Origin of the sequence: Klebsiella sp. GW_Kp181 (genome assembly GCF_040062315.1) — a bacterium.
Taxonomy (GTDB): domain Bacteria; phylum Pseudomonadota; class Gammaproteobacteria; order Enterobacterales; family Enterobacteriaceae; genus Klebsiella; species Klebsiella oxytoca.
Map to the genome: position 1 here is coordinate 121,805 of NZ_JBEAFR010000003.1, position 26,787 is coordinate 148,591.

The following is a 26,787-nucleotide window of genomic DNA, read 5'->3' on the forward strand; positions in this document are numbered from 1 at the left end:
CGCGTAGCTTCACACTGTTATCGTTCTGATTGTTCGCTGGCGACAATTTGCTCAATCGACCACGGGTGAAATTTGATCGTCACTTTGCCATCGGTAACCGCCAGAGTTGGATTCGGCAAGCGCTCATGCTCTCCTTTAGGCGCGCTGGTCTTTACAAAAATGCCCGGTTGGCTCAATCCATCATCGGAAAGCAGCGCCAGGGCGCGGGTATTGAGCGTTTCGGGCTCGCCAGGCAGAACGATTTCAATATGCTCCCAGCCTTCATGCGGATAGCGCTTTTCGCCCGGCCACGGCAGTTCAACAATGCTAAAACGCCAGTGCGCCACGACCACCGGCTCATCCAGCCTGAACAGGCAGATGGGGCGGCCGTTAATGACATTTTCCGACAGCAGCGTGCCGCATTGCTCAAAGCCGCGACGCCAGCGCTCCGCCGTGGCGTTCTGGTGACAGCGCAGGGAAATATGGTCGGCATCAAGTGGCGTAATATCGAGACCAAGCCGATGAGCAAGCGCGTTTAGCGCCTCGGTAAAGCGCGACAGGTCCGCGGAAATATCGTTTAATTCATTAATCTGCTGCCAGTTCGCCATCGTAAGCCTCGGTACGCGCTAAAAAGCGCTAATCTATCGCGTTTTCCGCATCCGACCAACCGGCAATCGTCGGCGACGTCCGGCGAACGGTTATTCGTTGAGCGCGAGGCTCAGCAACCTCCGTGCGGTGCTGACGCGTGGGTGCAAATGCAGTATACTCCTGCCCTAATTTGTCCACATTCCCGCGCCGCCCCATCAGGGTGACGGCGTGTTAACGTAAGGTGTTTCGGTGAATATTCAGGCTCTTCTCTCAGAAAAAGTCAGTCAGGCCCTGATCGCAGCAGGCGCGTCTGCCGATTGCGAACCTCAGGTCCGCCAGTCAGCAAAAGTCCAGTTCGGCGACTATCAGGCCAACGGCGTGATGGCCGTTGCCAAAAAACTGGGCATGGCGCCGCGACAACTTGCAGAGCAGGTACTGTCTCATCTCGATCTGAGCGGGATTGCCAATAAGGTAGAGATCGCCGGCCCTGGCTTTATTAATATTTTCCTCGATCCGGCCTTCCTCGCGGAAAATGTCAGCTGCGCGCTGAAATCGGAACGTCTGGGCGTGGCTCAGCCGCCGGCACAAACCGTGGTGGTCGATTACTCTGCGCCGAACGTGGCGAAAGAGATGCACGTAGGCCATCTGCGCTCCACCATCATTGGCGATGCCGCGGTGCGTACGCTGGAGTTTCTCGGGCATAAAGTGATCCGCGCTAACCACGTGGGCGACTGGGGTACCCAGTTCGGTATGCTTATCGCGTACCTGGAAAAACAGCAGCAGGAGAACGCCGGTGAAATGGCGCTGGCCGACCTCGAAGGTTTCTATCGTGAAGCGAAAAAACACTACGATGAAGATGAAGCCTTCGCCGAGCGCGCGCGCAGCTACGTCGTTAAGCTGCAGGGCGGCGACGAATATTTCCGCGAAATGTGGCGCAAGCTGGTCGACATCACCATGTCGCAAAACCAGTTAACCTATAACCGCCTGAACGTCACCCTGACCCGCGATGATGTTATGGGCGAAAGCCTTTATAACCCGATGCTGCCGGGTATCGTGGCCGACCTGAAGGCCAAAGGGCTGGCGGTAGAAAGCGAAGGCGCGACGGTGGTATTCCTTGATGAGTACAAAAACAAGGAAGGTGAACCGATGGGCGTCATCATCCAGAAGAAGGATGGCGGCTACCTTTACACCACTACCGATATCGCCTGCGCAAAATACCGCTACGAGAATCTGCATGCGGATCGCGTGCTTTACTACATCGACTCTCGCCAGCATCAGCACCTGATGCAGGCGTGGACTATCGTACGTAAAGCCGGCTACGTGCCGGAGTCCGTACCGCTGGAGCACCACATGTTCGGCATGATGCTCGGCAAGGACGGCAAACCGTTCAAAACCCGCGCCGGCGGTACCGTGAAGCTCGCCGACCTGCTGGACGAAGCGCTGGAACGCGCCCGCCGTCTGGTGGCGGAGAAAAACCCGGATATGCCCGCCGATGAACTGGAAAAACTGGCGAACGCGGTCGGGATTGGCGCGGTTAAGTATGCCGACTTGTCAAAAAACCGCACCACTGACTATATCTTCGACTGGGATAACATGCTGGCCTTTGAGGGCAATACCGCGCCTTATATGCAGTATGCCTATACCCGCGTGCTCTCCGTGTTCCGCAAAGCGGATATTGATGAAAGTGCGCTAGTGGCGGCGCCGGTGGTCATCACCGAAGACCGCGAAGCCCAGCTGGCGGCCCGTCTGCTGCAGTTTGAAGAAACCCTTACGGTCGTTGCCCGTGAAGGCACGCCGCACGTTATGTGTTCTTACCTGTACGATCTGGCGGGTCTGTTCTCCGGTTTCTACGAGCACTGCCCGATCCTGAGCGCTGATAGCGAAGAGACGCGCAACAGCCGCCTGAAACTGGCTCTGCTGACGGCGAAAACGCTGAAGCTGGGTCTTGATACCCTGGGTATCGAAACCGTAGAACGGATGTAATGTGCCGAAAGAACCCGGCTTAACGCCGGGTTTGCCGGGCGGCGGCTGACGCCTCACCCGGCTGTTCTCACCTGATTCAAAAATACTTCCGCAGATACTCCGTCAGACACAGGATCGCCATCGCCTGGCCATACGGCATCGACGTCAGCGGGATGTCGCGATAAAAATCGAGATCCGACCCCATCCCGGTACCGAAGGACGTTTGCAGCAGTTCCCCTTGCGCAGAGATATTCGCCACAATGCCGCGAATCGCTTTTTCCGCAACCTCCGTATACGCCTGACTCACGTAGCGCTTGCGCACCGCCTTGAGGATCCCATACGCAAAACCGGCGGTCGCCGAGGCTTCCAGATAGGAGTCAGGGTCATCAAGTAGCGTATGCCACAGGCCGCTATCGTCCTGACAGCGGGCCAGCGCCGCAATCTGCGTATCCAACACCTGCACCAGGTAACGTCGCACCGCGCTGTGTTCGGGTAAATCCACCAGCTCCAGGAAATCCGGGATCACGATCGTCAGCCAGCTATTGCCGCGCGCCCAGCGGGCGCGAGCGAAATTATGTCGCCCCTCGTAGTTCCAGCCGTGAAACCACAGACCGGACTCGCGGTCCATCAGATTCTGCACGTGCAGCAGAAACTGATACACCGCCTCCTCTACGTATTCGGGGCGATTAAGCAGCTTACCAATTTTCGCCAGCGGCAGAACGGTCATCATCAGCGTGTCGTCCCACATTTGCTGATGATTTTCTTCCGCCAGCGTGATGTGCTGCATGCCGCCAGACTCCGTGCGCGGCATCTCGTTCATCGCCCACTCGGCCCAGCTATCGAGCCAGGGCAGATACGCGGCGTTGCCCGTCTCTTCATAGCGATAAGCGAGGGTGAGAAACGGCGCCATGGTGTTGACGTTTTTGGTGGTCGCCCCCTCGGCAAAGCGATCGGCAAACCAGCCATCGATAATATCGCGCATCGCGATATCGCCGGTCTGCTGGTAATACTGCCAGATGCCGTACAGGCCGACGCCGTGAGTCCACTCCCAGCCGTTCCACCCTTTCGTATCAATGATGCGCCCGTCGTCCAGCCGCAGTAAAAATTGCCCGCTTTCATCTTTAATGTTGACCAGATTTTGCGTGACCTTCTGAATCAGCGCCTGCAGTTCATTGCGGGCGATAAAGCGCTCAGGCTGGCGCAGTAGTGGGCTATGTTTGACAGGCCAAACTTTCATATCCTTAACCTCTGTTATATGTCGAATTCATGGCAGAACGCTGTTTCAGCGATGGCGCGGCGGGTTTATTACGATTCAGATAACCAATATTGTTGTTTCCCCACAGGGAGTCGTACGGCATCCCGGCCAGCATCTCGACTACCTCACGATCCTGGGCGCTGGCCAGTTCCGGCTGAGCGCGTCCGGATTCACGCATTTTGAGCGTTTCCGCACGCAGGACGCTGTGGGTTTGCAGATTGAGTTTAAAGCGCAGGGAAACGAGGAAGCCGCAGGCCAGCACCAGCAAAGTGCCGACGCTGAGGATCAGCAGAATGGTATGGTTCACTTCATAAGGCTGCGTTTTCTGCCCGGAGACAAAGCCGGACATCTGCATGATGATCCCTACCAACATCACCGCCCCGGCCTGGGAAGCCTTACGCGTCAGAGTCATAATCCCGGCAAAGATGCCTTCGCGACGCTGGCCGGTGATCACTTCGTCCACGTCGGCAATATACGTATAGGTGTTCCACGGAACATAGTTGATGCCGCCGCGGCCCAGACCCGCCACTGCGGAAATCAGCAGCAGCAGCGAATAAACATCGCTGAGGCCAGCGTAGTACAGCACCGCGTAAGAGAGCGAACTCAGCCCGAACAACACTACCACCATGCGGTACGATGGCGCCGGACCGAAGCGAATACACAGCGGGATCATCGCAATAACCGCAATAAACTGGAAGATCGCCATGGTCCCCAGCAGGTTGGAGGCCATTGAGGCTTCCTGCATCAGGACAAACACCACATAGTAAGTAAAGACCGCATTGAAGACATCCTGGGCGATATAGCCCCCCAGATACATCCCCAAATGCTGACGGAAAATTTTAATGCGCAGGGTCGAACTTAATTCAATAAACAGGCGATTAAGACTCTGAGACAAGCTCAGGTTCTGTTTCTCCTCTTCGGCGCGCAGCGCAGCCTCCGTCCACTCTTCACGCGGGCGCTCCCAGGTAAAGAACCAGACAAAAGTTAACATCATTGCGCACAGCACCGAGAACACCAGGCTGGCGTAGAAGAAAGAGACGGCGTTGTCTTTGCCGAAGATGGTCAGCAGAATGCCCGGCAGGAAAGAAGCCAGGATCGCCGACATCTGCGCCATAGAAATACGCGCGCCGGAGAATTTGGTTTTCTGTTTAAAATCGTCGGTCATTTCCGGCACCAGCGTTTCATACGGCACCAGAATCATGGTATAGACGATGTCAAACAGCAGATAGGTCAGCAGGTAGTACCAGAACCCCATATCCCCTACCCACATAATGGAGTAGCTAAACACGCAAGGGATGCCGAGCAGGATAAAGAACTTACGCCTGCCAAAACGTTTTCCCAGCCAGGTCGAGCCAAAGTTATCCGTCAGAAAGCCCATCAGCGGGCTGATTACCGCATCCAGAACTCTGGCAGTGGCAAAAATGAGCGTCGCCTCGATAGGCGAAAGTCCGCAAAAGGTGGTGTAGAAGTAGAGCAGCCAGGCTGCCGTGAGTGCAGTTGTTCCCGCACCAAGAAAATCGCCCGATCCATAGGCAAGGTAGTTAACCAAACCGATTTTACGTGTTTTCATCGCCGTAAATCCTGTGTCTTTTTTTTGAGAACTCCGAACCGCTTTTTGGCTCATTCCGCCAAAAGGGGGTTGATACATGGCTACAGTAAGAACATGGGAACGGCGTTACCTTTTCATTTTTGCCAGCCAAAAGCGTTCAATGGCAAAAACACAAAGAGTCGATGAACACGCTTCACTGATTTATAAAACAGCGTTTCTTTTAATACAAAAGATCGGACCAAAAACTGAGATATGGCCACCGAAACGGCGCGTCGTGGAATGAAATTTGGGCGATGTATTTCGCTGCGGATAAACCTTGCGAATGCTACGGAATGGGAGTAAAGACAATAAGAAAAGGGTTGTTTCGCGTATATCAAGGAGGCTTGATGCCCTACTCACATCTGCTGGTCGCCGTGGCGCCAACCCCGGAAAGCCGGGTCCTCATTCAAAAAGCTGTCTCCATCGCACGTCCGGTCAATGCAAAAGTCAGCCTGATTACGATGGCGACGGATCCGGAGCTGTATAATCAGTTTGCGGCGCCCATGATGGAAAACTTACGCGAAGTGATGCAGGAGGAGACGCGCGGATTTCTGGCCGAGCTGGCCCGCCACGCCGACTATCCTATAGAGAAAATGACAATTGCCAGCGGCGGAATTGCTCACCACGTGCAGGATTTTTGCCGACAGCATCGCGTTGACCTGGTGATTTGCGGTAACCACAACCAGAGTCTGTTTTCTCGCGCCACCTGTTCGGCAAAAGATATTGTTGGCAGTAGCGGCGTCGATGTACTGCTGGTTTGTCTGGAAAAAGGCTAGCGCCGGGGAGGCGCTAACCGTCTTGGCCTCAGGCGAGTTTAGGGAAAGTGGCGACCTTGCGCTCTAAGTGGCTCTCCTCGCTCCCTGGCTCAATCTCCTTTAGATCGGCAATAAACCGCTCCTGCCAGCGATGAATATCGTTTTCCTTAATCACCGCCAGCATGGCCGAATGGCGGGCAATACGCTCGGCCAGAGGCATGGTTAATGCCTTATCCAGCGCCGCAGCGACCTCATCGCGATCGTAAGGATTAACGATTAAGGCCGTCGGGAGCTCGTTGGCCGCGCCGGCAAACTGCGACAGCACCAGCACGCCCGGATTTTGCGGGTCCTGCGCGGCAACATACTCTTTCGCCACCAGGTTCATACCATCGCGCAGCGGGGTAACCAGACCAACGTCGGAGTAGCGGAAGATTTTCATCAGCAGCTTGCGTTCAAAGTGCTGGTTAAGGTAGTAAAGCGGCGTCCAGCCCAGCTGGCCATACTGGCCATTGATACGGCCGGCTGCGTTTTCCAGCTGATGACGAATATCCTGATAGGCCTGAACGTCCCCGCGTGAAGTCGGCGCAATCTGGGTATAGCGAATCTTGCCGTGATGCTGCGGATAGTTCTCCAGCAGAGCTTCATAAGCGAGAAAACGCTCCGGCAGCCCCTTCGAATAGTCCAGCCGTTCAACGGAAAAGATATTTTGGACGCTTTTGAGCTCGCTCTTCAGCTGCGCCAGCTTCGGCGGCAGCGGCCCTTTTGCGCTGCGCGCAATCTCTTCCGGATCGATACCGATCGGATACACTTCGGTCTGGAAAGGTTTTCCCCAGGCCACATGCTTTTTGCCGTCGCGCGTCGTCAGGCGGGTTTGCATCGATACGCAATCCAGAAACGCCAGTCGGTCGCTTTCGGTCTGGAAACCCAGTAAATCGTAATCGCAAAGCTGTTCAAGCAGTTCCGCATGCGGCGGTAACGCATTAAACACTTCCGGCGTCGGGAACGGAATATGCAAAAAGAAGCCGATACGATTATTGACGCCGCGCTGGCGCAGTTCGCTGGCCAACGGCAGCAGGTGATAGTCGTGGATCCAGACGATATCGTCAGGTTCAATCAGCGGCAGCAATTTATCCGCCAGGGTCGCATTAACGCGCTGATAGCCCTCCCAGGCTTCACGCTGAAAATCAACCAGGTCAAGACGATAGTGGAATGCGGGCCATAAAACGGCATTGGAAAAGCGGTTGTAATATTCGTCGTGATCCTGCTCGCTAAGATTGAAAGAGGCCCAGGTGATATTGCCCTGAGTCACTTTTTTTAACGGCTGTTGGTCGTCACCGATTTCCCCACTCCAGCCGAACCACAAACCTCCGGCTGCTTTTAATGCCCCCATAATCCCCACGGCAAGGCCACCGGCGCTGGCCTTTTTGTCATCCGGCGGGGCAATACGATTAGATACTACGACTAAGCGACTCATAGCCATCTCTCCTGTCGGTTAGCGCATCTGGTTGTTGCCCATGATTCGCGATGTTACTAATCCAAAGATGGACGGCGGGCACGTCAGGCAAACGCCAACGCGCTTGCGTTTCGCCGCCGCCCACTTTGACCGATACGCCATTCAATTGATTCACGACGCTAAAACCAGCTTCATCGGTTAAGTCATCACCAACAAACACCGGCTTGCGTCCTTTGAATGGAGCTTCCTGCATAAAAGCGGCTATCGCTTCACCTTTATTCACTCCACGCGGTTTGATCTCCACCACGCACTTACCCGGCTGCAGGGCCAGAATGGGATGGCGCTGGACGATAGATTGCGCCAGCGCCAGCACCGCTTGCTGCTGCTCCGGCGCCTGTCGATAGTGCAAAGCAAAAGCCATCCCCTTACTTTCCAGTTCGCATCCCGGCAAAGCATCCAGTTCCGTCGTCAACTGCGCAGAGAGCGCCTTCAGAAGTGAATCCGGTAAAGAGACAATATGCGTTTTACCATTGATGTCACGGCGTTCAGCCCCGTGGACACCGGCAAGCGGTAGCCGGTAAGGACGGGTAAGCTCATCCAGCTCAACCATTGAGCGCCCTGAAATCAATGCCACCGCGCCGTTTTGCTGCTGCACAAGCTGGCGCAGCGACTGCAGAACATCGGCTGGAATGACCACCTGATCGGGATGGGGTTTGATACCGGCAAGGGTACCATCGAGGTCAAAGAAAAAAGCGTAGTTTCCGGTTAACGCAGGCGGTACATAAATCTGGTCAGCCACCCTGTTTCCTCCTTATCATGGCCAGCAACATGCTGGGTGTTAAATTATTGTAGCCATGTAAGTATAGACAGTGTGACCAGCATCGCCATTTTTGATAGTCATCGCCAGCGCAACGGGCGCTGGCGAGGGTTTAGGATTAAACTGAAAAGTTGGACGAATTAAACCGCACGCTTCGCTTTCTGTTTATAGCGGTCGAAGATCACCGCAGCCAGCAAAATCACGCCGCGCACAACGTACTGCGAGAACGGCGAAATGTTCAGCAGGTTCATCGCATTTTCCACCGTTCCCAGAATCAGGATCCCGGCTACCACGTAGGAGATCTTGCCGATCCCGCCCTTCAGCGATACGCCCCCGAGCACGCAGGCCGAAATGACAATCAGCTCATAGCCAATGGACGTCATCGGCTGACCGCTGGTCATACGGGATGCCAGGATAATACCCGCCGCCGCGGAAACCAGCCCTGAAAGGACGAAAATAATAATTTTCGTCCGCACCACCGGAACGCCGGCCAGACGAGCCGCTTCTTCATTACCCCCTATCGCCAGCGTGTTTCGGCCAAAGGTGGTTTTATTCAGCAGCAGACCGAATACAATCAGGCAGGCAACGGTTAACCAGATAGGCGCAGGCAGACCAAACCAGTTGGCGTAGCCGAGGGTAAAAAAGCGCTCATCTTCAATCCCTACCGCTTTACCGTCGGAGATGATATAGGCAAGACCGCGGACGATCTGCATCGTGGCGAGGGTGGTAATCAGAGCATTAATCTTTAAGCGGGCAATGACAAAACCGTTGACCAGGCCGCTCACTGCGCCAAGCAGCAGACCGGCGCCAATGCCAACCCACATGCTTTCAGTCAGATTAATCACCACCGCCGTGGTCACGCCGGCGCAGGCAATAACCGAGGCGACCGACAGATCGAAATCGCCGGACGCCAGGCAAAACAGCATCCCACAGGCGACCATTCCGGACATAGAAATAGCCAACCCCAGACCTTTCATATTAATAAACGAGGCAAAATTGGGCACAAAAATTACGCAGCCAATAAACAGCACCGCGAAAACGACCAGCATGCCGAACTGATCCCAGATACGGGAGAAACTAAAAGCCGACCGGGAAGTACCTGAAGTGGTAACTGATGACATCATAGACTCCTTACTCAGGCGACTGCCTGGCTCACTTTTGGCATGGCAAGGCTCAATGCCTGCTGTTCATTGGCATGTTCATGCAGCAGCTCTCCGGCAATCTCACCCTCGCGCATCACCACGATGCGATCGGCTACGCCGAGAACTTCCGGTAAATCGCTGGAGGCAAAGACCACCGCGACGCCCGATGCCGCTAATGCGTAAATAACGTTATAGATCTCATGCTTAGCGCCCACATCAATGCCGCGCGTGGGCTCGTCAAGCAGGATGACTTTCATTTCCTCCGACAGCCAGCGGCCGAGAATCGCCTTTTGCTGATTGCCACCGGAGAGATTCATAATCAGCTGCTCTGCGCCGGGCGTTTTGATATTCAACGATTTAATATGCTGGTCGGCGTTCTGCGCTTCCCAGGCATTATTGATGACGCAGCCCGCGAGAATGTGCTTGCGGCGGGCGCTGATATTGATGTTGTCGCGAACCGAGTGAACCGGAATAATCCCCTCTGCTTTGCGGTCTTCCGGGCAGAGCATCATCCCGGCCTGAATCGCCTGAGCCGGCTTGCGGATATCAATGGCCTCGCCGTCGATATAAACCTGACCGGCGGTTATTCTGCTGCCGCCGAACAGGCCTTTCATCAGTTCGCTGCGTCCGGCGCCAACCAGCCCAAACAGGCCGACGATTTCTCCGCTACGCACCGAAAGGCTAACGGGTTGCCGTACGCCAGGCGCCTTCACCCGATCGAGGCGCAAACGCTCTTTGCCATATTCACGGGGCTGCCAGCCGTAGATATCGCCCAGCTCGCGACCGACCATCGCCTGTACCAGAGCGTCGTGGTTAACCTCTTGCATATTGTCAAAGGTGCGCACGTAGCGACCATCTTTGAAGACCGTGATGGCGTCACTTAATGCAAAGATCTCTTCCATCCGGTGGGAAACGTAAATGATCACCCGCCCTTCCTGGCGCAGCTCGCGGATGACCCGAAACAGATTGTCGATTTCCCTGGCCGACAGTGAGCTGGTGGGCTCGTCAAAAGCGATGATTTTGGCGTTCCGCGCCAACGCCTTGGCGATCTCCACCATCTGCCACTGGCCAATCGACAAATACTTCAACGGCGTTTCCGGGTCGATATCCAGCCCCAGATGCTGCAGCTGCAGGCCGGCTTCATAATTCAGCAGCGACCGATTCACAATCCCGCCCTTGTGCGGCAATTGGCCGAGGTAGATATTTTCCGCCACGGTCATTTCCGGGATCAGATGCAGCTCCTGATAGATAATCGCCACCCCGGCGTTCAGCGCCTCGGTGGTGTGGGTAAAGGTCATCTGCTGGCCTTGGATCTGTAGGCTGCCGGCAGTGGGTACGTAGTTGCCGCTGAGGATTTTGAGCAAAGTGGATTTCCCGGCGCCGTTTTCTCCCATCAGGGCGTGGACCTGTCCGGCATAGCAGTCAAAGCTAATATCGGACAGCGCTTTAACGCCCGGGAATGTCATGGTGATACCGTGGAATGAGAGATAAGGGGTAGACTGTTGCATAACGACTCCGCTTTTCTGTACAGGGCCTCTCGCTCAAGGCAAGAGGCCCGGTCAACCGGCCTTACAGCCCTTTTTTAGCCAGCTCTTCTTTAAAATTGTCGCGGGTAATCAGCACCACGTCGGTCACCGCGGTGAATTTTGGCGGTTCGACATCTTTTGTCACCCAGTTATAAAGCATCTCGCTGGTTTTATAGCCGTGAATATCCGGGCTTGGCAGCAGAGAGCCGTAGAAACCAGTGGCCTGCGCTTTAGAGAGTTCGTTCACTGCATCAACACCGTTAATACCGATACCGATAACGTCAGGCGCTTTAAAGCCCTGGCCTTCGGTGGCGCGTACGCCGCCCAGAACGGTATTGTCGTTCATGCCGACGATCAGCCAGTGTTTGACGTTCGGATGCTGAACCAGCATAGAGTTGCCGGCATCAAAGGCGCCGGGAATGTCGTTAGATTTCGTTGGCACACGGTAGATTTGTTGCTCCGGGAAACCGGCAGCTTTCAGGGCGTCCATCGATCCGGTAGTGCGACGACGGGCGGTGTCCAGCTCGTCGGAAGTGATGGCCATGACGGCGGTATCCTTCACGTCCCAGCCGCGTTTTTGCATCTCTTTATAGAGCTCCTGCCCCTGACGTGCGCCGATCTCACTGGCCGCCATCATCACCAGCGGTACGCTCTCCATCGGTTTGCCTTTGGCGTTAACGAACTGGTCATCGACGGTAATGACTTTCATATCATAGCCGCGCGCTTTGGCGACTATAGCCGCCCCGAGTTTGGGATCGGGCGTACAGATAACAAAGCCTTTGGCTCCGCTAGCCGCCAGGCTATCAATGGCGTTGAGGGTTTTCTCACCGTCGGGGACGGCAATTTTGATGACGTCGAAACCTAAATCTTTACCGGCCTTATCGGCAAATTTCCACTCTGTTTGAAACCATGGCTCTTCAGGCTGTTTGACCAGAAAACCCAGCTTAAGCGTCTCGGCCATAGCTGATTGTGACATAACTGCGGCGAGACCGATCGCCGCCAGCGCTTTAGTAAATTTGTGCATGGTAAACTCCAGCTTTAATTCGCTTTTATGTAGGGAAAATTAAGAGTTAATTTTTTTATCGGACGCAAAACAAGGCATTAGGAAAGTCTCAATCAAGACCGCCGTTGTTAAAATAGTATTAACCGGAAATTATTTCTCCATACGAGAGCGCAATCACATCGCGGAATTACAGTAATTGCGTACATAAAAACAGCGGAAAAAGACATAAAAAAAACGCTAATTGTCAGACAATTAGCGCGGGCTGTAGCAATATTCTCTATATCATCAGCAGAGTTATCCTTGTCGATATTACCAGCGGCAATAAATATGCTCCGCATGCTTGCGTACCGGCACCTCATCCCCCAATAAACGAGCGGCAACGGTAAAAGAAAAATCAAAAACATGGCCTAACCCTTTACCGCTGATCAAATTACCGTCTTCCACTACGGGTTGATCAACATACTCCCCGTCCGCCACGTTCTGCCATAACTCCCCCGAACAGACGTAGCGTCGCCCCCTGAGCAGCCCATTGCCGCCGAGAACCCTTGCGGCTGCCGAACAGATCGGACAGATCAGCATTCCTGCTTTATCGTGGGCCGTAATAAACGCTACGACGTCCTGGCTGGCGGCGAGGTTGACGCTTCCCTGCGGACCGCCGGGCAGAACCACCGCGTCGTACAGCATCCCTGCGCGTTCGGCTAAAGTGCTATCCGCAACCATTGGGATATCGTGGTAGCTCACCACCGCGCGCGATTCGGCGCAGGAGAGAAGCTCCACATCCAGATGCAGACGGCGGAGGATATCAACCACCACAATCGCCTCTCCCTCTTCAAAACCCGACGCCAGCAGCACCGCAACTTTTTTCATTTCAGTCTCCTTTCGTTAGCGTGGTAGTCATAAGCCTTTTACAAAAAAACATCTTTTTTTAAATTATCATCATCTTTTCAGTTACCCAGGCGAAAAGATGAACCAGTGCAGCCTTCGCTTTGATGACGCACGATATCACAAAAAGGAATTTTGAATCGTTATTTTTAAAACACGATTTCAATAAAAAATATTAGAGATACTACTTTTTAATCAGGAAGCCAATAAAAGAGGTGTTAAATCATAAAGTTAATATAAATAGCAATGTACTACAGTAAGCGATTACTATTACATTTCCAGCCTGTATAAAGTTAAATCCAGATGTTGTAACATAATGTAAATAACCACCATTGAGAGTTTTCTTAATTCAGATGTAGCGCTATTCTATCTTCGTTGAGACAAGAAATTTAATTCCATGGTTCGGGCTTAAGTTCTGAATAAAATTATTCTGAGCTTTTCATCTGTTGGTTTTAATTTCGCAAACTCCCTTGGTCACAATCGCGTCTGGATATGACGCAGGCGCTTCCCGCACAGTAAATAAGGATATTGTTATGGTCGTTCCAGGAATGGTGCAAAAGCTGAATAACCAATTGAATCTTGAGTTCCATACTTCCAACTTGTATCTGCAGTTAAGCGAGTGGTGTATTCAGCAGCGGTTGAACGGTACCGCCACTTTTCTGCGTAATCGAGCGCAATCCAGCATAACGCAGATGATGCGGGTCTTTGATTTTATGAAAAGTTCCGGCGCCTGGCCCGTAGTTAAAGCAGACGAAGCCTGCAGCGCGGAATGCGCCTCTCTTGAAGACCTGTTTAGCAAAACCGTTGCTGATTATCAACAGCGCAGCAGCATGCTTTCCGGCCTGACGGCAGAGGCGAAGGCGCAAAGCGACGAATCAACCCTACGCTTCCTCGCGCTGCTGGCGAAAGAACAGCAGCTGGATGGCATGCTGCTGGAGACCATTCTGGATGAAGTCCGCTGCGCGGACCAGGCCGGGACCAGCGAACAGCAAACCGATCGTCACCTGCTTGAACTGGTCAGCCAACAGTACGCCAGCGTCATGTCGGCAAATACCGGAGCGCGCGATAAAGCGTAAAAAGAGGCGTGTTTCTGCCTTTAATGCCCTCATCGCCCCTCAGCGAACCAATCTTTTTCGGCGCTTCGGCGCCGTTTTTATTCCTGAAAGGCATTAAAAACTTTTAACCAGATCTCATTCCCGCTCAGCCGGAGGAATTAGCAGGGTATTGGTGATCTGGATCACGTTTAAAACTCTGGGTTGATAATATAAAAACAGCGTTTCAAAAATTTAAAACACGGAGTTTATTTTAATGGCAAGATATACGGCTTCAGCCTCAAACGGGCTGCAGGGAAGACCGATTTTGTTACGCCATCAGTTAGCCTACGGCGGCGGAAATTTGCTGGGAAGCGGCGCACTGGCGATCAGCGGTGCCTGGCTGCTCTATTTTTATACAACCTTCTGTGGGCTGACGCTGATCGAAGCCTCCTTTATTTTCTCCGTCGCCAGCATTATCGACGCGATTAGTAACCCGCTGATGGGCTACCTCACCGATAACTTTGGCAAAACCCGGCTCGGTAAACGCTTTGGCCGCCGTCGCTTCTTTTTATTGATAGGCATTCCGCTAATGATGTTCTACCCGCTGCTGTGGGTAGAAGGTCTCGGTTTCTGGTACTACCTGTGCACCTACGTCGTCTTTGAAATCATTTATACCTCGATTATGGTCCCCTATGAAACATTGGCGACCGAAATGACTGATGATTTCTCACTGCGTTCGAAACTCACCGGTTATAAAGCGATATTCGGCAAACTGGCTAACTTCCTCGCGGCATTTATCCCCGGGCAGTTCATCCTGCTTTATGGCAAAGAATCCGCCACCCCGTTTTTCCTTACCGGACTGACCTACGGTGTCATTCTTATCGTGGCCATCTCCTGTTTGTGGTACTGCAGCTGGGAACGACCGCGCGAAGAGGAAAAAAGCTCGGGGGAGAAAAAGGGGCTACTCAATACGCTGCTTATGCTGGCCAAAGATATGCGCTCAACCTTTTATCTGCGCGTATTCCGTAAACACCTTGGTATGTATCTCTGCGGTTTCGGCGCCGAATGGCTGTTTGCGTCGATCTTCACTTACTTCGTCATCTTCGTGCTGCAACACGATCCGGCCATGGTGGCCGGGCTCAACAGCCTGAACTCAATTCTGCAGCTGGTATCAACGGCCCTGTTTATCGGCCTGTGCGTGAAGAAAGGCTTCAGTAAGCCGTATATTCTGGCGCTGAGCGTGGTCATCTTTGCCGTGCTGCTCTACACCTCGCTGTGGTTCTTCCACCTGCCTTCAAGCCTGGCCACCATCCTGATGTTTGGCATCACGGTGCTGTTCGGTCTCGGCACCGGCGGCGTCTACTACATTCCCTGGACCGTTTACACCTTTTTGGCTGATGTCGATGAAATTTACACCGGCCGCCGTCGCGAGGGGATCTATGCAGGCGCCATGACCTTCTCAGGTAAAATTTTGCGCTCGATTATCGTCTTTACAATGGGAGCTATCCTCAGCTTCTACGGGTTCCAGTCAAAGGCGCATACGCAGCCGGAAAGTGCGGTCACCGCGATTGCGGTGGTATTCTGTGCAGGGGTGATTTTACTGGCGCTGGCAGCCATCGTGTTCAGTAAACAGATGAAGCTCGATCGCAAGGCGCACCTGGTGGTGCTACAGGAAGTCGCGCGCATTAAAGCGGGAGGCAAAATTGCCGACATCGCGCCGGACGTTCGCCTTATCGTGGAAGATTTAGTTGGCCATCGTTATGAAGAGTGCTGGGGCAACAGCAAACTGTTCAAGAATGCGCAGGAGAACGTCATTCAAACCGCCGTGTCCCATTAATCAGCAATAACGCCCCGCTATCGCGTTGATGGCGGGGCTCACGCCGCTAGTGCGCTTCTTCCTGCGGGGTGAATTTCAGCTCAATCAGCGCGATGGCTTTTTGTACCGCCCGCAGCGTCACCGGGTCAGCCGAGGCCGGGTGGCTGGCAAAATCGATGGCTTTCAGCTGGGTAGTCATTTTTTCGCGCACCTCGACAGGGGCGATGATATCGATGACGTCGAGGATCTGCTTGATAACTAACTGGCAGGCAACAACGTCAGAGACCAGTTCGTCGTGTTCGGTAAGATGTTGAGACATTTTTCACTCCTTTTTTCAGGAGCGTAATAGTACCCTAATTCCTCGGATATAAAAAAACCTGCCGCAGCAGGTTTTTTTATCAGAACATAGCGCCAGGCGGTACGTCTTTAAAGGTTTTGCAGTAGTTTTCGAACATGCTCTTCAGAATTTTGCGCAGTTTCATGGTTGGCTCCATTTTTGTTATGCAGGTGTTAATATCTACACAGCTATAATATGACCTGCATCACAAAAATCAATCTCAATGTGCGATAAATCACGTTTTATTTACAAAATAAATTTAAACATTCAACAAAAGTGAGTTATTTCGGATAGTTAAGAGCTGCGGGCTCCAGGTGAATCCGGGATCGCTTAGCAATGGCAGCGATACAACGATGAGTACAAACATCTCTTCCAGGGACGACCGCTCTTTTTCAGCACCTGCTCTGCTGGTGGCTGGCGCGTTTTTTATGGAGTTCCTCGACGGCACAGTCATCGCCACCGCCCTGCCCGACATGGCGAAAGACTTCGGCGTAACGGCAGTGGATCTCAACATTGGAATTAGCGCCTACCTTATTACCCTTGCGGTGCTGATACCCGCCAGCGGCTGGATCGCCGATCGCTTCGGCGCGCGGAAAATCTTTAGCCTGGCGCTGGCGATTTTTACCCTCGCCTCGGTGTTTTGCGGGTTGTCGACCAATGTCGATGTGTTTGTCGCCATGCGTATTCTTCAGGGAATTGGCGGCGCGCTGATGGTGCCCGTGGGCCGCCTGGCGGTGTTGCGCACCACACCGAAGCATCAGCTGATTAAAGCGATTGCCACTCTGACCTGGCCGGCGCTGGTGGCGCCTATTATTGGCCCACCGTTGGGCGGATTTATCACCAGCTACGCCAGCTGGCACTGGATCTTCTTTATTAACGTGCCGCTCGGGCTTGTGGCGATTGCCCTGGCGCTGCGCATCATCCCGGATATTCGGGAAGAAGAGCGCCGCCCGTTCGATCTTTCCGGTTTTCTTGCGACCTCGGTGGCGATGGTTAGCCTGGTTGCCGCCATGGAGCTTCTCGGCGATCGTCAGCCTCTGGGCTGGCAGACCCTGGCGCTGCTGGTGTCAGGCCTGGGCTGCATGCTTTTCTCGTTACGGCACTTCCGCCGCGCTGAATGGCCGATGGTGCGCCTTGATGCGCTGGAGATCCCCACCTTCAGGGTCACCATGTACGGCGGTTCGCTGTTCCGCTCCTCCATCAGCGCCGTTCCGTTTCTGCTGCCGCTGCTTTTCCAGGTCGGCTTCGGCATGGATCCCTTCCACTCGGGGCTGCTGGTGCTGGCGGTGTTCGTCGGCAACTTCACCATCAAGCCCCTTACAACGCCGCTGATTCGCTGGCTGGGTTTTCGCCGTCTGCTGCTGATCAATGGCGCATTAAACGTATTATCGCTGCTGGCCTGCGCTTTTTTAACCCCGCATACGCCGGTTTGGCTCATCTTTGTAATTCTCTATCTCGGCGGGGTCTTCCGATCGATTCAATTTACCGGCATCAGCACCCTCGCTTTTGCCGATGTTCCTTCCGGACAAATGAGCTATGCCAATACGCTGTTCAGCACCGCATCCCAGCTGGCCGTTGGACTTGGGATAACGCTTGGAGCGATAGGTATTCGTATTGGGGAAGAGTTCAGTGAATGGCTTACGCTTTCTCACCTTCCCGGCATCAGCTTCCGCCTGTCGTTTATCTTTATTGCGCTGATTTGCCTGGTCGGCATGATTGATACTCTGCATCTGACAAAAGATGCGGGTAGCAGCGTATCGAACAAAAAGAAATAGATAAAGAAAAGGCCAGCAGCGCTGGCCTTGCATAGGATGTGTTAATCGATTAACCGATGATCTGGCGAACGAACGCTTCGATCTCTTTATCCTGGCAGTTCTCAAAGAAACACTGCTGGAAGCGAGGGCCGGAAACGGCAGTTTTCACCAGCTCCGGATCGATCGCACGCAGCGTATCCAGATAGTTTTCCTTAACCACCGCGGCTTTGACCGCGTTCAGGATGCCGGCGTTACGCACCTGAGGCTCTTTACGCTCCGGCGGATAGCCTTCGCCTTTGCGGCCGGTGAAGGCTTTTTCAAAGATAAAGCGTACGTTCAGCTCTGCACCCCAGCCAAATCCTTTCGCAAACGGCAGAGACAGCGCGTTACCGTTATTGATCTGCGCAAACAGGAAGGCGTCCGCAGGGTCGATGCAGTAGCCACAAACGACGCCCGGATGAATATTTAACGACATTAGCGCGCCCTGACCAGTGCCGCAGCCGGTAACCACAAAGTCGACCGCCTTCGAATTCAGCAGGATGCTGGCCATAATGCCCAGATGGATATAGGTCAGGTGATGGTCGTTTTCATCGCTCATCCCGACGTTGTAAACCGGGAAGCCCTTCTCGTCAGCAACGGCGTTTAATTCATTGAGGATGATGGCGTTTTTGTTCGCCTGGCTGTTTTCCATCATCAGTGCGATTTTCATGCTTTACTCTCCTGAATGCTGTGCGGGTTTTCCCGCGATAGTTCGTTAGCGTTGCTATGACAATACTACCTTACGAACATACTTTCAAATTTTATGAAAAGTTGTTTTATAAATTGCATCTCGCCTCACACTTTTGCCTTCCGTCCTGCCAGGACGCCGTCTCATCCTGAGGCAAGTCGCGTCATCTCAGGCCAGGTCTGTGTGCGGGGGATCGGATTAACACGGCGAAATTTGGCCCAACGGCGAAGTGAACGAAATAAGGAATTAAAACCATTCTCATTATTTTATAAGTGCCAATGCGTGTTATTCCCATTTGCATTATTAATAAATGAATTTATTAATTTACTTTTTGCAAATAAATTAATAACAAATTATAGTGTGCGCACTAAAACTTATTTCTTTTTTTCCCGGAGCAGCCAGATGCTAAAAACTGAAATGATCGATAAGCTTAATGCGCAGATGAATCTTGAACTTTATTCCTCTCTGCTTTATCAGCAAATGAGCGCCTGGTGTAGTTACCACAGCTTTGAAGGCGCGGCGGCGTTTCTTCGTCGCCACGCGCAGGAAGAGATGACTCATATGCAGCGCCTGTTCGACTACCTGACCGATACCGGTAGTCTGCCCTGCATCACGGCTATCGCGTCGCCGTTTGCCGAGTATGCCTCTCTTGACGAGCTATTCCGTGCGACCTACGAACATGAACAGTTAATTACGCAAAAAATTAATGAACTGGCACATGCGGCAATGACCAGTCAGGATTATCCGACGTTTAATTTCCTGCAGTGGTACGTTGCTGAACAGCACGAAGAAGAGAAGCTGTTTAAATCGGTTATTGATAAATTAACCCTCGCAGGTAAAAGCGGCGAAGGTCTGTACTTTATTGATAAAGAGCTGGCAACGCTCGACACGCAAAATTAATTAGGCCGGCAGCGAGGCTCCAGCGCCCGCTGCCGTATTAATGGCGGCAAATTTTACTTTCGTGCGTATTAAACCCTTCTTCAGCGGGAATAAACTTGCCTTTTTTCTGCAAAAACGCCACCAGTTCCGCCGCACTCAGATTTTCCGCCGAGCAGGTGTGGAATCGGGCTTCTTTACCGAAACGCGCGACGATGGCCGCTTCAAGCGTCGCCACGGTGTAAGTTTCGCCTGAGGCGATCATCATTTGCAGCACTTCGTGACCATGAATCGATTGCATATTCTCTCCCGTAAAGCCCGCAGAATATACCAGCCCGGGCGGCGAATTCTTGCGCCAGCGCAGCTTTGAAGCAAACCCTCTGCTACTGTAAAGTTCTCATTACAAAGCCTGTAACCCTCATTTGACGAAGCGACTGATTTCACATACTCTGCGCGGCATAATGAATTGTGAATGCCGTAATGGATAGTGAAAAGCGTGAAGAACCGCACTCTGGGTAGTATTTTAATCGTCGCCGGCACCACCATCGGCGCAGGGATGTTAGCCATGCCGTTGGCATCGGCGGGCGTAGGTTTCGGCGTAACGTTAGCTTTGCTGATAACGCTTTGGGCGCTAATGTGTTATACCGCTTTGCTGCTGCTGGAAGTCTATCAGCACGTGCCGGCCGACATGGGTCTGGGTTCGCTGGCGGCACGCTATCTGGGCCGATACGGGCAATGGGCAACCGGCTTTTGCATGCTGTTTCTGCTTTACGCGCTCACGGCAGCCTATATCAGCGGCGCCGGCGAACTGCTGGCCTCAAGCCTCAATCAGTGGCTGGACTGGACGCTGCCTCCTGCGGCAGGCGTTCTGATCTTTACCGCTATCGGTGGGACGGTCGTCTGCATCGGGACTTCGCTGGTCGATCTTTTTAATCGCTTTTTATTCAGCGCAAAGATTATTTTCCTCGCCATCATGCTCGCGCTTCTGCTGCCGCACATTCACCAGATAAACCTGCTGACTCTGCCGCTACAGCAGGGGCTGGCGCTGTCGGCCATTCCGGTGATTTTTACTTCCTTTGGTTTTCACGGCAGCATACCCAGTATTGTGAGCTACCTGGGCGGCGATATTCGCAAGCTGCGCCGGGTATTTATCATCGGAAGCTTTATTCCTCTGGTCGCCTATATTTTCTGGCAGCTGGCGACGCTGGGCAGCATTGACTCTCCTACGTTTACCGCGCTGCTGGCGCAGAATGCCGGGCTCAATGGCCTGCTGGAGGCCATCCGTGAAGTGGTGGCATCGTCGCACGTTGAGCTGGCGGTCCATCTGTTCGCCGACCTGGCGCTGGCGACATCATTTCTCGGCGTGGCGCTTGGGTTGTTCGACTATCTGGCCGATCTGTTTCAACGCCAGAACAGCGCCGGTGGACGGCTACAGAGCGGTCTGATTACCTTTTTGCCTCCGCTGGCCTTCGCGCTATTTTATCCGCGTGGCTTCGTGATGGCGTTAGGCTATGCGGGCGTTGCGCTTGCCGTGCTCGCGCTCATGCTGCCTTCGCTGCTGGTAATGAAGAGCCGCCAACAGCACCCTGATGCCCCGTGGCGGGTCGCAGGCGGTTCAGCGGCGCTGTGGCTTGTCCTGCTCTGCGGGATCGCTATCGTAGTGATTCAGTTTGCGATAGTCGCAGGATTACTGCCGGCGGTGGGATAAAAAAGGGGCCAATTCGGCCCCTGATGTTATTTCGTTAAACAGCACTGCTTATATTTCTTACCGCTGCCGCACGGGCAAGGATCGTTGCGCCCAACCTTGCTCTCATTCCTGATGGGCTGCTGAACTTGTGCGGGCTGAGCGTGCTCAGTCCAGTAGTTGTAAAGCGCCAGGGCCGCAGGACGAATTCGCTCAACGCTGGCGATAAACTCTTCCGCGGATAGTTCATCCAGCGCCTCGAAGCGCTCTTCGGTACCGTGCAGAGCGATGGCGTCCAGCTCTGCCTGCAGCTCGGCAGGCAGACCTGACCAGTCGCTTAATCCCACGCCGCGCATATAGCCAAAGCACCACTCCTCAACAATGGTGAGCTCCTGCCCCTCCTCTTCCCGGCTGCCGAACATCGGTTCGAACTGATCGGGATAGTCGTTTAAACGCTCGGCAATATCGCTCATATGCTGCAGCGTCAGGTTGACGAAACGGTCTCGCTCGCGATCGTTGGCCCAGCGCGGCACATTATCCGCTCCGCCCCAGATAGCAATCAGCCACTGCGCGGGCTCAATCTCGGTCGGCCCGGAGAGTATGGCCGTCAGTAGGCCATCCAGTTCAGCAACATCCATGATGGTGCCTTCTACCGCGTATTTCGACAGGATATCATCCAGCCATTCCACTTCGCTTTCGTTCAGGGGTCCAGTTTTCATAAACAGGCTCATCGTCGTAAAAAATGGCGCTTACAGTAGCGGAAATAGCGAAAGAAAACTACCCGGCTACAGGAGCTTCAGCGTGCGAAGTGTTTCCGCAATTTCGCTAAAGGCATCCGACGAAAGCGGGAGCAGCGGTCGCGGTAAGCAATCCTCCCCGCACAGCCCGAGTATACTTGCCGCTGCGGCGGTCACTCGCAGGCTGCCACCATATTTACTGAATAACATCCACAGCGGCGCGAGCCTGGCGCTGATTGCCGTCGCCAGCTCAGCGTCCCCTCGCGCTGCCGCCGCGGTTATCTCTTTGGCGACCTGCGGGAAAAGGCCGCCGCACACCGAGTACCAGACTTCGCAGCCGGCATTCAGGCCATCGGCCGCGCAGGCGTCCCCGCTAATGCCAATACTCACCCCTGCCGGTAGCTGGCGCCGCAGGCTCTGAATCCGGCGGACGGTTTCATTTTTCGCGGGGCCGGGGATTTTAATTGAGGCGATCCCGGGTAACGCGGCGATCGCGCCTTTAAGTTCATCCGAAGTCGTCACATGCGTGGTAACGGGATTGTCGTAAACGCAGACGGGGACGGAGACCTGTTGGGTGACGGTCTGGTAAAAAGTCAAAATCTCCTCGTCTGTCAGGGGTTGATAAGCCATTACTGGCAGAAGCAGCGCGCCGGCGCCTGCCATCTGCGCGTCTTCAGCCAGACGGAGAACCTGATCGGTCCCCAGCGCCCCTATGCCGACCATCAATGGAATGGGTCCGGCATGCGATTTTGCCTGGCGCACCACCTGCATTCTCTGCTCACGGCTAAGCCAGGCATAGCTTCCGGTGGAGCCAAGTACGCCGAGGGAATCGACCCCAGATTCGACGAGACGAGTGACAATTCGGGCAAATGCCGTTTCATCAACGCCATGTGGATGTAACGGAGTCAGAGGAAAAGCGCAGAGGCCAGTGAACATTTCATCCCCACTTATTGAGATAATGATTGAGTGCTGGCAGATAATAGCAACAGAAAAGTATTTTGTCCTATGACAAAATGTACCCGACGATCGAGAGGTAGCGCTGAAGCGGTTTTTCGTAAGGGACAAAAACAAAAAAACCACCCGTAGGTGGTTTCACGACACTGCTTATTGCTTTGATTATTCTGCTTTATCCCAATGGTACCCGGAGCGGGACTTGAACCCGCACAGCGCGAACGCCGAGGGATTTTAAATCCCTTGTGTCTACCGATTCCACCATCCGGGCTCGGGATAGAAATTGGAGGCGCGTTCCGGAGTCGAACCGGACTAGACGGATTTGCAATCCGCTACATAACCGCTTTGCTAACGCGCCTTAATGCTTTAACACCCGCAACTGCCGATGTCTTAAACTGGAGCGGGAAACGAGACTCGAACTCGCGACCCCGACCTTGGCAAGGTCGTGCTCTACCAACTGAGCTATTCCCGCATCATCAAGCTAATTTGCTAATTAGTTGATTTTGTTATCGTCTGCCAGACTGTGCTGCCGTTCGATGCGATGCATTCTACTTACCTGGCGCAATGAGTCAACGATATTTTTCAAAACCTTGTGTTGTTTGCTGAAAATTGCGCCGAAACGATCACTGATCAAGCAAATCCCCGCGCGCGGCGTTCAGATATTGCAGCATCGACCACAGCGTCAGCACCGCCGCCACGAGGAATAGCCCGATCCCCGCCCATTCAACCCAGATATTTGGCCGCCACAGCATCCACACCAGCGCCGCCATCTGGGCCGTGGTTTTTACTTTACCAATCCATGATACCGCTACGCTGCTGCGCTTACCCAGTTCAGCCATCCACTCGCGCAGCGCGGAGATGATGATTTCGCGCGCGATCATCGTAGCGGCCGGTAACGTTACCCACCAGGTATGATAATGCTCGGCCACCAGCACCATCGCAATCGCCACCATGACTTTGTCCGCAACCGGATCGAGGAAAGCGCCGAAACGAGTGCTCTGATTCCAGCGACGCGCCAGGTAGCCATCAAACCAGTCGGTCACCGCCGCGATGAAGAAAATCAGCGCGCAGGCAAAAGGAGCCCAGCTAAACGGGAGATAAAACGCCAGTACAAAGAATGGAATAAGAATGACGCGAAACAGAGTAAGCAACGTAGGGATATTAAATTGCATGGTAACGGGTAACTATCTGTTGTAAGTAAAAATTAGCCCTATGTTGCTACAGAGTCCCTAATGTTTCAACGAGTAGAAGATCTTTTCTGCCAGACCGTGAGATATACCCGGTACTTTCGCAATCTCTTCGACGCTGGCCTTCTGCAGTCCCTGCAGACCACCCATATATTTCAGCAGCATCTGTCGGCGTTTTGGCCCCACCCCTTCGATGGTTTCCAGCGTGCTGGTGCTTTTTACTTTTGCCCGTTTTTTACGGTGGCCGGTAATGGCGTGATCGTGCGACTCGTCGCGAATATGCTGTATGACATGCAGCGCGGGGGAATCCGGCGGCAGGCTAAAGCCCTCGCCTTCCGGTTCGAAAAACAACGTCTCCAGGCCCGCTTTGCGATCGCTGCCTTTTGCCACGCCTAATAACAGCGGATGACTTTTATCCCACGGCACGTCCAGCTCGGCAAAGACCGTTTTCGCCTGGCCAAGCTGGCCTTTACCGCCGTCGATCAAGATGACATCGGGGATCTTACTCTCTTCTATTGCCTTGCCGTAGCGACGACGAAGTACCTGATTCATCGCCGCATAATCGTCCCCGGGCGTGATGCCAGTGATATTGTAGCGGCGATATTCCGCACGCAGCGGTCCGTTGCTATCGAAAACCACGCACGACGCGACGGTCTGTTCGCCCATCGTATGGCTGATATCAAAACATTCCATCCGATTAACGGCGGGGAGTTTGAGTAGCGTCGCGAGCGCCTGCAGGCGCTGAGTTATCGTTGAATGCTGAGAAAGCCTGGTGGTCAGCGCCGTCGCGGCGTTAGTCCGCGCCAGTTTCAGATAGCGGGCGCGATCGCCGCGAGGTTTGGTCTGTACGTTAACCCGGCGTCCGGCCAGTTCTGAGAGCGAATCTGCCAGCAGGGTTTTGTCGCCGAGGTTGAAATCCAGCAGGATCTCGCTCGGCAGCGTCCGCATCTGGCTGCCCTGTAAATAGAACTGCCCGACAAACGTTTCCACCACTTCACCCAGTTCGGTACCATTCGGCACTTTGGGGAAATAGCTGCGGCTGCCAAGGACTTTCCCCTGGCGTATAAACAGCACGTGGACGCATGCCATTCCGGCATCAAACGACACGCCGATAACATCGAGATCGTCCCCGGTATTGGAGACGAACTGCTTCTCCGTTACCCGACGGACGGCTTGAATCTGGTCGCGGATCCGCGCAGCCTCTTCAAACTCCAGCGCCTGGCTGGCTTTTTCCATGCGGGCAATCAGCTGAGTCAGTACCTGATCGTCTTTACCCGCCAGGAACAGGCGTACGTAGTCGACCTGCTGGGCATACTCTTCCTCACTCACCAGCCCGGCAACGCATGGCCCGAGACAACGGCCAATTTGGTACTGCAGGCACGGCCGCGAGCGGTTGCGATAAACGCTGTTTTCGCACTGGCGGACAGGAAAGATCTTTTGCAGCAGCGCTAACGTCTCGCGAACGGCGTAGCCGTTGGGGAACGGACCGAAATATTCGCCTTTCGCATGCTTGGCTCCACGATGCGTCGCCAGGCGGGGATGCGTATCGCCGCTAAGAAAAATAAAGGGGTAGGATTTATCATCGCGCAGCAGCACGTTGTAGCGCGGCTGATAAAGCTTAATATAGTTATGCTCAAGCAGCAGCGCTTCCGTTTCGGTGTGGGTCACGGTAACGTCAATCTGGGCAATAAGCGCCACCAGCGCTTCGGTTTTACGCGAAGCCAGGTTGCTGCGAAAATAGCTGCTAAGCCGCTTTTTCAGATCTTTTGCTTTGCCTACATAGATAACAGTACCGCCAGCATCATACATACGATAGACGCCCGGCTGGCTGGTTACGGTTTTCAGGAAAGCTTTTGCATCAAAAACATCACTCACTGACTTGCTAACGACTCCGCATTGCACAGGCCATGGCGAATTGCCAGGTGCGTCAGCTCCACATCGCCGTGAATGTTCAATTTACTGAACATGCGATAGCGGTAGCTGTTCACGGTCTTGGGACTCAGATTTAACTGCTCTGAGATCTCGTTGACCTTCTGACCTTTAGTAATCATTAGCATAATCTGCAATTCTCGCTCAGACAAACTGGCAAACGGCGATTCGGCCTTTTCCGGTTCAATCTGGCTGAGCGCCATCTGCTGAGCGATATCGGATGCGATATAACGCTGACCCGAAGCCACGCAGCGAATCGCATTGACTACCTCCTGCGGCGCAGCGCCTTTACTGAGGTAGCCAGCGGCGCCGGCCTGCATGACTTTCGCCGGCAGCGGATTTTCCGTATGCACGGTCAGCATAATCACTTTGGCATCAGCAACGGAACGGGCAATTTTTCGCGTAGCCTCAAGGCCGCCGATTCCCGGCATGTTCATATCCATCAGGACTACATCAACGGGATTTGCGCGGCACCATTTCACGGCATCCTCACCGCAGCAGGCCTCGCCGGCAACTTTAATCCCTTTTATATCTTCCAGAATGCGTCGTATCCCTGCGCGCACTAGTTCGTGGTCATCAACAAGAAGGACGTTGATCAAAGGAATATTCTCCAGAATTAGGGATAACGCCACTGATAGCTTATCTCCTACATATTACCGGGTTTTAGCGTAACTTTAAAAGTCAAAAAATGTCCTGGAAAAGATTTCTTAGGCAATTATGGAAATCTGCCTGCACACCTGCTGGAAAGCCATACTTAACATAGAGTTGCGAAACGGTTGTTTTTTAACATTCATCACACAGATTA

26 protein-coding genes and 3 tRNA genes are annotated in these 26,787 nt (G+C 53.6%); 8 read left to right on the forward strand and 21 right to left on the reverse strand.

Annotation, left to right across the window (positions count from 1 at the left end):
- Positions 1–17: 17 nt before the first annotated feature.
- A complete protein-coding gene (locus tag ABLV11_RS03510) occupies positions 18–587 on the reverse strand; it encodes a VOC family protein (protein ID WP_126489281.1) in 570 nt (189 codons plus the stop codon).
- A gap of 229 nt (positions 588–816) precedes the next feature.
- Here ABLV11_RS03510 and argS point away from each other — a divergent pair, with 229 nt between their 5' ends.
- Entirely contained in the window at positions 817–2,550 is a 1,734-nt protein-coding gene (gene argS, locus ABLV11_RS03515) for an arginine--tRNA ligase (protein WP_126489282.1), read from the forward strand.
- 76 nt (positions 2,551–2,626) lie between these two features.
- On the opposite strand, the gene ABLV11_RS03520 is transcribed toward argS, so the two are convergent.
- Both ABLV11_RS03520 and ABLV11_RS03525 read right to left on the reverse strand, forming a co-directional pair.
- Complete coding sequence (locus tag ABLV11_RS03520) at positions 2,627–3,766, reverse strand: glycoside hydrolase family 88 protein (RefSeq protein ID WP_126489283.1); 1,140 nt, start codon at positions 3,764–3,766, stop codon at positions 2,627–2,629.
- 4 nt (positions 3,767–3,770) lie between these two features.
- Positions 3,771–5,354: an MFS transporter gene (locus tag ABLV11_RS03525; protein ID WP_126489284.1), complete on the reverse strand. Its 1,584-nt coding sequence runs from the start codon at positions 5,352–5,354 to the stop codon at positions 3,771–3,773.
- A gap of 76 nt (positions 5,355–5,430) precedes the next feature.
- Between ABLV11_RS03525 and ABLV11_RS03530 the strand changes: the two genes are divergently transcribed.
- The gene (locus ABLV11_RS03530) at positions 5,431–5,616 is read left to right on the forward strand and encodes a hypothetical protein (RefSeq protein ID WP_156529725.1); all 186 of its coding nucleotides are present in this window, start codon (positions 5,431–5,433) and stop codon (positions 5,614–5,616) included.
- A gap of 103 nt (positions 5,617–5,719) precedes the next feature.
- Positions 5,720–6,148, forward strand: coding sequence for a universal stress protein UspC (gene uspC, locus ABLV11_RS03535; protein ID WP_126489285.1), 429 nt, complete (start codon positions 5,720–5,722; stop codon positions 6,146–6,148).
- A gap of 28 nt (positions 6,149–6,176) precedes the next feature.
- Here the strand turns inward: uspC and otsA are convergent, their stop codons facing one another.
- From otsA to ABLV11_RS03565, 6 genes are all read right to left on the reverse strand, one after another.
- Positions 6,177–7,601 (reverse strand): alpha,alpha-trehalose-phosphate synthase, encoded by a 1,425-nt coding sequence (gene otsA, locus ABLV11_RS03540; protein ID WP_004103421.1) that lies wholly within the window; start codon positions 7,599–7,601, stop codon positions 6,177–6,179.
- Positions 7,576–8,379 carry a trehalose-phosphatase gene (gene otsB, locus ABLV11_RS03545; RefSeq protein WP_016808315.1) on the reverse strand — a complete coding sequence of 268 codons (804 nt, stop codon included), beginning with the start codon at positions 8,377–8,379 and terminating at the stop codon, positions 7,576–7,578. The genes otsA and otsB overlap by 26 nt, the downstream gene beginning before the upstream one ends.
- A gap of 158 nt (positions 8,380–8,537) precedes the next feature.
- Positions 8,538–9,518 carry an L-arabinose ABC transporter permease AraH gene (araH, locus tag ABLV11_RS03550; protein WP_004103425.1) on the reverse strand — a complete coding sequence of 327 codons (981 nt, stop codon included), beginning with the start codon at positions 9,516–9,518 and terminating at the stop codon, positions 8,538–8,540.
- Positions 9,519–9,532: 14 nt separating this feature from the next.
- On the reverse strand, positions 9,533–11,047 hold the full coding sequence (gene araG, locus ABLV11_RS03555) for an L-arabinose ABC transporter ATP-binding protein AraG (RefSeq protein ID WP_004103427.1): 1,515 nt from the start codon (positions 11,045–11,047) through the stop codon (positions 9,533–9,535).
- A 61-nt stretch (positions 11,048–11,108) separates the two neighbouring features.
- Entirely contained in the window at positions 11,109–12,089 is a 981-nt protein-coding gene (locus ABLV11_RS03560; RefSeq protein ID WP_064398751.1) for an arabinose ABC transporter substrate-binding protein, read from the reverse strand.
- Between the two features lie 288 nt (positions 12,090–12,377).
- On the reverse strand, positions 12,378–12,935 hold the full coding sequence (locus ABLV11_RS03565; protein WP_126489286.1) for a DJ-1/PfpI family protein: 558 nt from the start codon (positions 12,933–12,935) through the stop codon (positions 12,378–12,380).
- Between the two features lie 548 nt (positions 12,936–13,483).
- Here ABLV11_RS03565 and ABLV11_RS03570 point away from each other — a divergent pair.
- Together ABLV11_RS03570 and ABLV11_RS03575 are read left to right on the forward strand one after the other, a co-directional pair.
- The gene (locus ABLV11_RS03570; protein WP_023321233.1) at positions 13,484–14,026 is read left to right on the forward strand and encodes a non-heme ferritin-like protein; all 543 of its coding nucleotides are present in this window, start codon (positions 13,484–13,486) and stop codon (positions 14,024–14,026) included.
- Positions 14,027–14,309: 283 nt separating this feature from the next.
- Positions 14,310–15,821 (forward strand): MFS transporter, encoded by a 1,512-nt coding sequence (locus ABLV11_RS03575; protein ID WP_024274409.1) that lies wholly within the window; start codon positions 14,310–14,312, stop codon positions 15,819–15,821.
- Positions 15,822–15,867: 46 nt separating this feature from the next.
- Here ABLV11_RS03575 and ABLV11_RS03580 read toward each other — a convergent pair whose 3' ends face one another.
- Together ABLV11_RS03580 and azuC are read right to left on the reverse strand one after the other, a co-directional pair.
- The gene (locus ABLV11_RS03580; RefSeq protein ID WP_004103438.1) at positions 15,868–16,119 is read right to left on the reverse strand and encodes a DUF2766 family protein; all 252 of its coding nucleotides are present in this window, start codon (positions 16,117–16,119) and stop codon (positions 15,868–15,870) included.
- Positions 16,120–16,198: 79 nt separating this feature from the next.
- Complete coding sequence (azuC, locus tag ABLV11_RS03585; RefSeq protein WP_014229869.1) at positions 16,199–16,282, reverse strand: stress response protein AzuC; 84 nt, start codon at positions 16,280–16,282, stop codon at positions 16,199–16,201.
- 208 nt (positions 16,283–16,490) lie between these two features.
- On the opposite strand from azuC, the gene ABLV11_RS03590 reads away from it, so the two are divergent.
- Complete coding sequence (locus ABLV11_RS03590) at positions 16,491–17,912, forward strand: MFS transporter (RefSeq protein ID WP_032728410.1); 1,422 nt, start codon at positions 16,491–16,493, stop codon at positions 17,910–17,912.
- 49 nt (positions 17,913–17,961) lie between these two features.
- On the opposite strand, the gene ABLV11_RS03595 is transcribed toward ABLV11_RS03590, so the two are convergent.
- Positions 17,962–18,600: an RpiB/LacA/LacB family sugar-phosphate isomerase gene (locus ABLV11_RS03595; RefSeq protein ID WP_004103442.1), complete on the reverse strand. Its 639-nt coding sequence runs from the start codon at positions 18,598–18,600 to the stop codon at positions 17,962–17,964.
- 420 nt (positions 18,601–19,020) lie between these two features.
- Here ABLV11_RS03595 and ftnA point away from each other — a divergent pair, with 420 nt between their 5' ends.
- A complete protein-coding gene (ftnA, locus tag ABLV11_RS03600; RefSeq protein ID WP_004113821.1) occupies positions 19,021–19,518 on the forward strand; it encodes a non-heme ferritin in 498 nt (165 codons plus the stop codon).
- A 37-nt stretch (positions 19,519–19,555) separates the two neighbouring features.
- Here ftnA and ABLV11_RS03605 read toward each other — a convergent pair whose 3' ends face one another.
- The gene (locus tag ABLV11_RS03605) at positions 19,556–19,795 is read right to left on the reverse strand and encodes a YecH family metal-binding protein (protein WP_126489287.1); all 240 of its coding nucleotides are present in this window, start codon (positions 19,793–19,795) and stop codon (positions 19,556–19,558) included.
- A 195-nt stretch (positions 19,796–19,990) separates the two neighbouring features.
- Here ABLV11_RS03605 and tyrP point away from each other — a divergent pair, with 195 nt between their 5' ends.
- Positions 19,991–21,202: a tyrosine transporter TyrP gene (gene tyrP / locus ABLV11_RS03610; RefSeq protein ID WP_126489288.1), complete on the forward strand. Its 1,212-nt coding sequence runs from the start codon at positions 19,991–19,993 to the stop codon at positions 21,200–21,202.
- A gap of 26 nt (positions 21,203–21,228) precedes the next feature.
- Here the strand turns inward: tyrP and ABLV11_RS03615 are convergent, their stop codons facing one another.
- The 8 genes from ABLV11_RS03615 to uvrY all read right to left on the reverse strand — a co-directional run bounded on the left by ABLV11_RS03615 (position 21,229) and on the right by uvrY (position 26,581).
- Entirely contained in the window at positions 21,229–21,897 is a 669-nt protein-coding gene (locus ABLV11_RS03615) for a YecA family protein (protein ID WP_126489289.1), read from the reverse strand.
- Between the two features lie 66 nt (positions 21,898–21,963).
- Positions 21,964–22,851, reverse strand: coding sequence for a dihydrodipicolinate synthase family protein (locus ABLV11_RS03620; RefSeq protein WP_126489290.1), 888 nt, complete (start codon positions 22,849–22,851; stop codon positions 21,964–21,966).
- Positions 22,852–23,050: 199 nt separating this feature from the next.
- Positions 23,051–23,137 (reverse strand) — tRNA-Leu (locus ABLV11_RS03625).
- Between the two features lie 13 nt (positions 23,138–23,150).
- A tRNA-Cys gene (locus ABLV11_RS03630) sits at positions 23,151–23,224 on the reverse strand.
- A gap of 38 nt (positions 23,225–23,262) precedes the next feature.
- A tRNA-Gly gene (locus ABLV11_RS03635) sits at positions 23,263–23,338 on the reverse strand.
- 151 nt (positions 23,339–23,489) lie between these two features.
- Positions 23,490–24,038, reverse strand: a complete 549-nt coding sequence (pgsA, locus tag ABLV11_RS03640; RefSeq protein ID WP_004113831.1) for a CDP-diacylglycerol--glycerol-3-phosphate 3-phosphatidyltransferase — start codon at positions 24,036–24,038, stop codon at positions 23,490–23,492.
- A 57-nt stretch (positions 24,039–24,095) separates the two neighbouring features.
- Positions 24,096–25,928, reverse strand: a complete 1,833-nt coding sequence (uvrC, locus tag ABLV11_RS03645; protein WP_004113833.1) for an excinuclease ABC subunit UvrC — start codon at positions 25,926–25,928, stop codon at positions 24,096–24,098.
- Positions 25,925–26,581, reverse strand: coding sequence for a UvrY/SirA/GacA family response regulator transcription factor (gene uvrY, locus ABLV11_RS03650; protein ID WP_004122102.1), 657 nt, complete (start codon positions 26,579–26,581; stop codon positions 25,925–25,927). The genes uvrC and uvrY overlap by 4 nt, the downstream gene beginning before the upstream one ends.
- Between the last annotated feature and the right edge of the window lie 206 nt (positions 26,582–26,787).

Bases quoted from the DNA above. Each gene is read 5' to 3' on its own strand.
- ABLV11_RS03510 (WP_126489281.1), bottom strand. From the start codon at position 587: ATGGCGAACTGGCAGCAGATTAATGAATTAAACGATATTTCCGCGGAC.
- ABLV11_RS03520 (WP_126489283.1), bottom strand. From the start codon at position 3,766: ATGAAAGTTTGGCCTGTCAAACATAGCCCACTACTGCGCCAGCCTGAG.
- ABLV11_RS03525 (WP_126489284.1), bottom strand. From the start codon at position 5,354: ATGAAAACACGTAAAATCGGTTTGGTTAACTACCTTGCCTATGGATCG.
- ABLV11_RS03530 (WP_156529725.1), top strand. From the start codon at position 5,431: ATGGCTACAGTAAGAACATGGGAACGGCGTTACCTTTTCATTTTTGCC.
- uspC (WP_126489285.1), top strand. From the start codon at position 5,720: ATGCCCTACTCACATCTGCTGGTCGCCGTGGCGCCAACCCCGGAAAGC.
- otsA (WP_004103421.1), bottom strand. From the start codon at position 7,601: ATGAGTCGCTTAGTCGTAGTATCTAATCGTATTGCCCCGCCGGATGAC.
- araH (WP_004103425.1), bottom strand. From the start codon at position 9,518: ATGTCATCAGTTACCACTTCAGGTACTTCCCGGTCGGCTTTTAGTTTC.
- araG (WP_004103427.1), bottom strand. From the start codon at position 11,047: ATGCAACAGTCTACCCCTTATCTCTCATTCCACGGTATCACCATGACA.
- ABLV11_RS03560 (WP_064398751.1), bottom strand. From the start codon at position 12,089: ATGCACAAATTTACTAAAGCGCTGGCGGCGATCGGTCTCGCCGCAGTT.
- ABLV11_RS03565 (WP_126489286.1), bottom strand. From the start codon at position 12,935: ATGAAAAAAGTTGCGGTGCTGCTGGCGTCGGGTTTTGAAGAGGGAGAG.
- ABLV11_RS03570 (WP_023321233.1), top strand. From the start codon at position 13,484: ATGGTCGTTCCAGGAATGGTGCAAAAGCTGAATAACCAATTGAATCTT.
- ABLV11_RS03580 (WP_004103438.1), bottom strand. From the start codon at position 16,119: ATGTCTCAACATCTTACCGAACACGACGAACTGGTCTCTGACGTTGTT.
- azuC (WP_014229869.1), bottom strand. From the start codon at position 16,282: ATGAAACTGCGCAAAATTCTGAAGAGCATGTTCGAAAACTACTGCAAA.
- ABLV11_RS03590 (WP_032728410.1), top strand. From the start codon at position 16,491: ATGAGTACAAACATCTCTTCCAGGGACGACCGCTCTTTTTCAGCACCT.
- ABLV11_RS03595 (WP_004103442.1), bottom strand. From the start codon at position 18,600: ATGAAAATCGCACTGATGATGGAAAACAGCCAGGCGAACAAAAACGCC.
- ftnA (WP_004113821.1), top strand. From the start codon at position 19,021: ATGCTAAAAACTGAAATGATCGATAAGCTTAATGCGCAGATGAATCTT.
- ABLV11_RS03605 (WP_126489287.1), bottom strand. From the start codon at position 19,795: ATGCAATCGATTCATGGTCACGAAGTGCTGCAAATGATGATCGCCTCA.
- ABLV11_RS03615 (WP_126489289.1), bottom strand. From the start codon at position 21,897: ATGAAAACTGGACCCCTGAACGAAAGCGAAGTGGAATGGCTGGATGAT.
- ABLV11_RS03620 (WP_126489290.1), bottom strand. From the start codon at position 22,851: ATGTTCACTGGCCTCTGCGCTTTTCCTCTGACTCCGTTACATCCACAT.
- pgsA (WP_004113831.1), bottom strand. From the start codon at position 24,038: ATGCAATTTAATATCCCTACGTTGCTTACTCTGTTTCGCGTCATTCTT.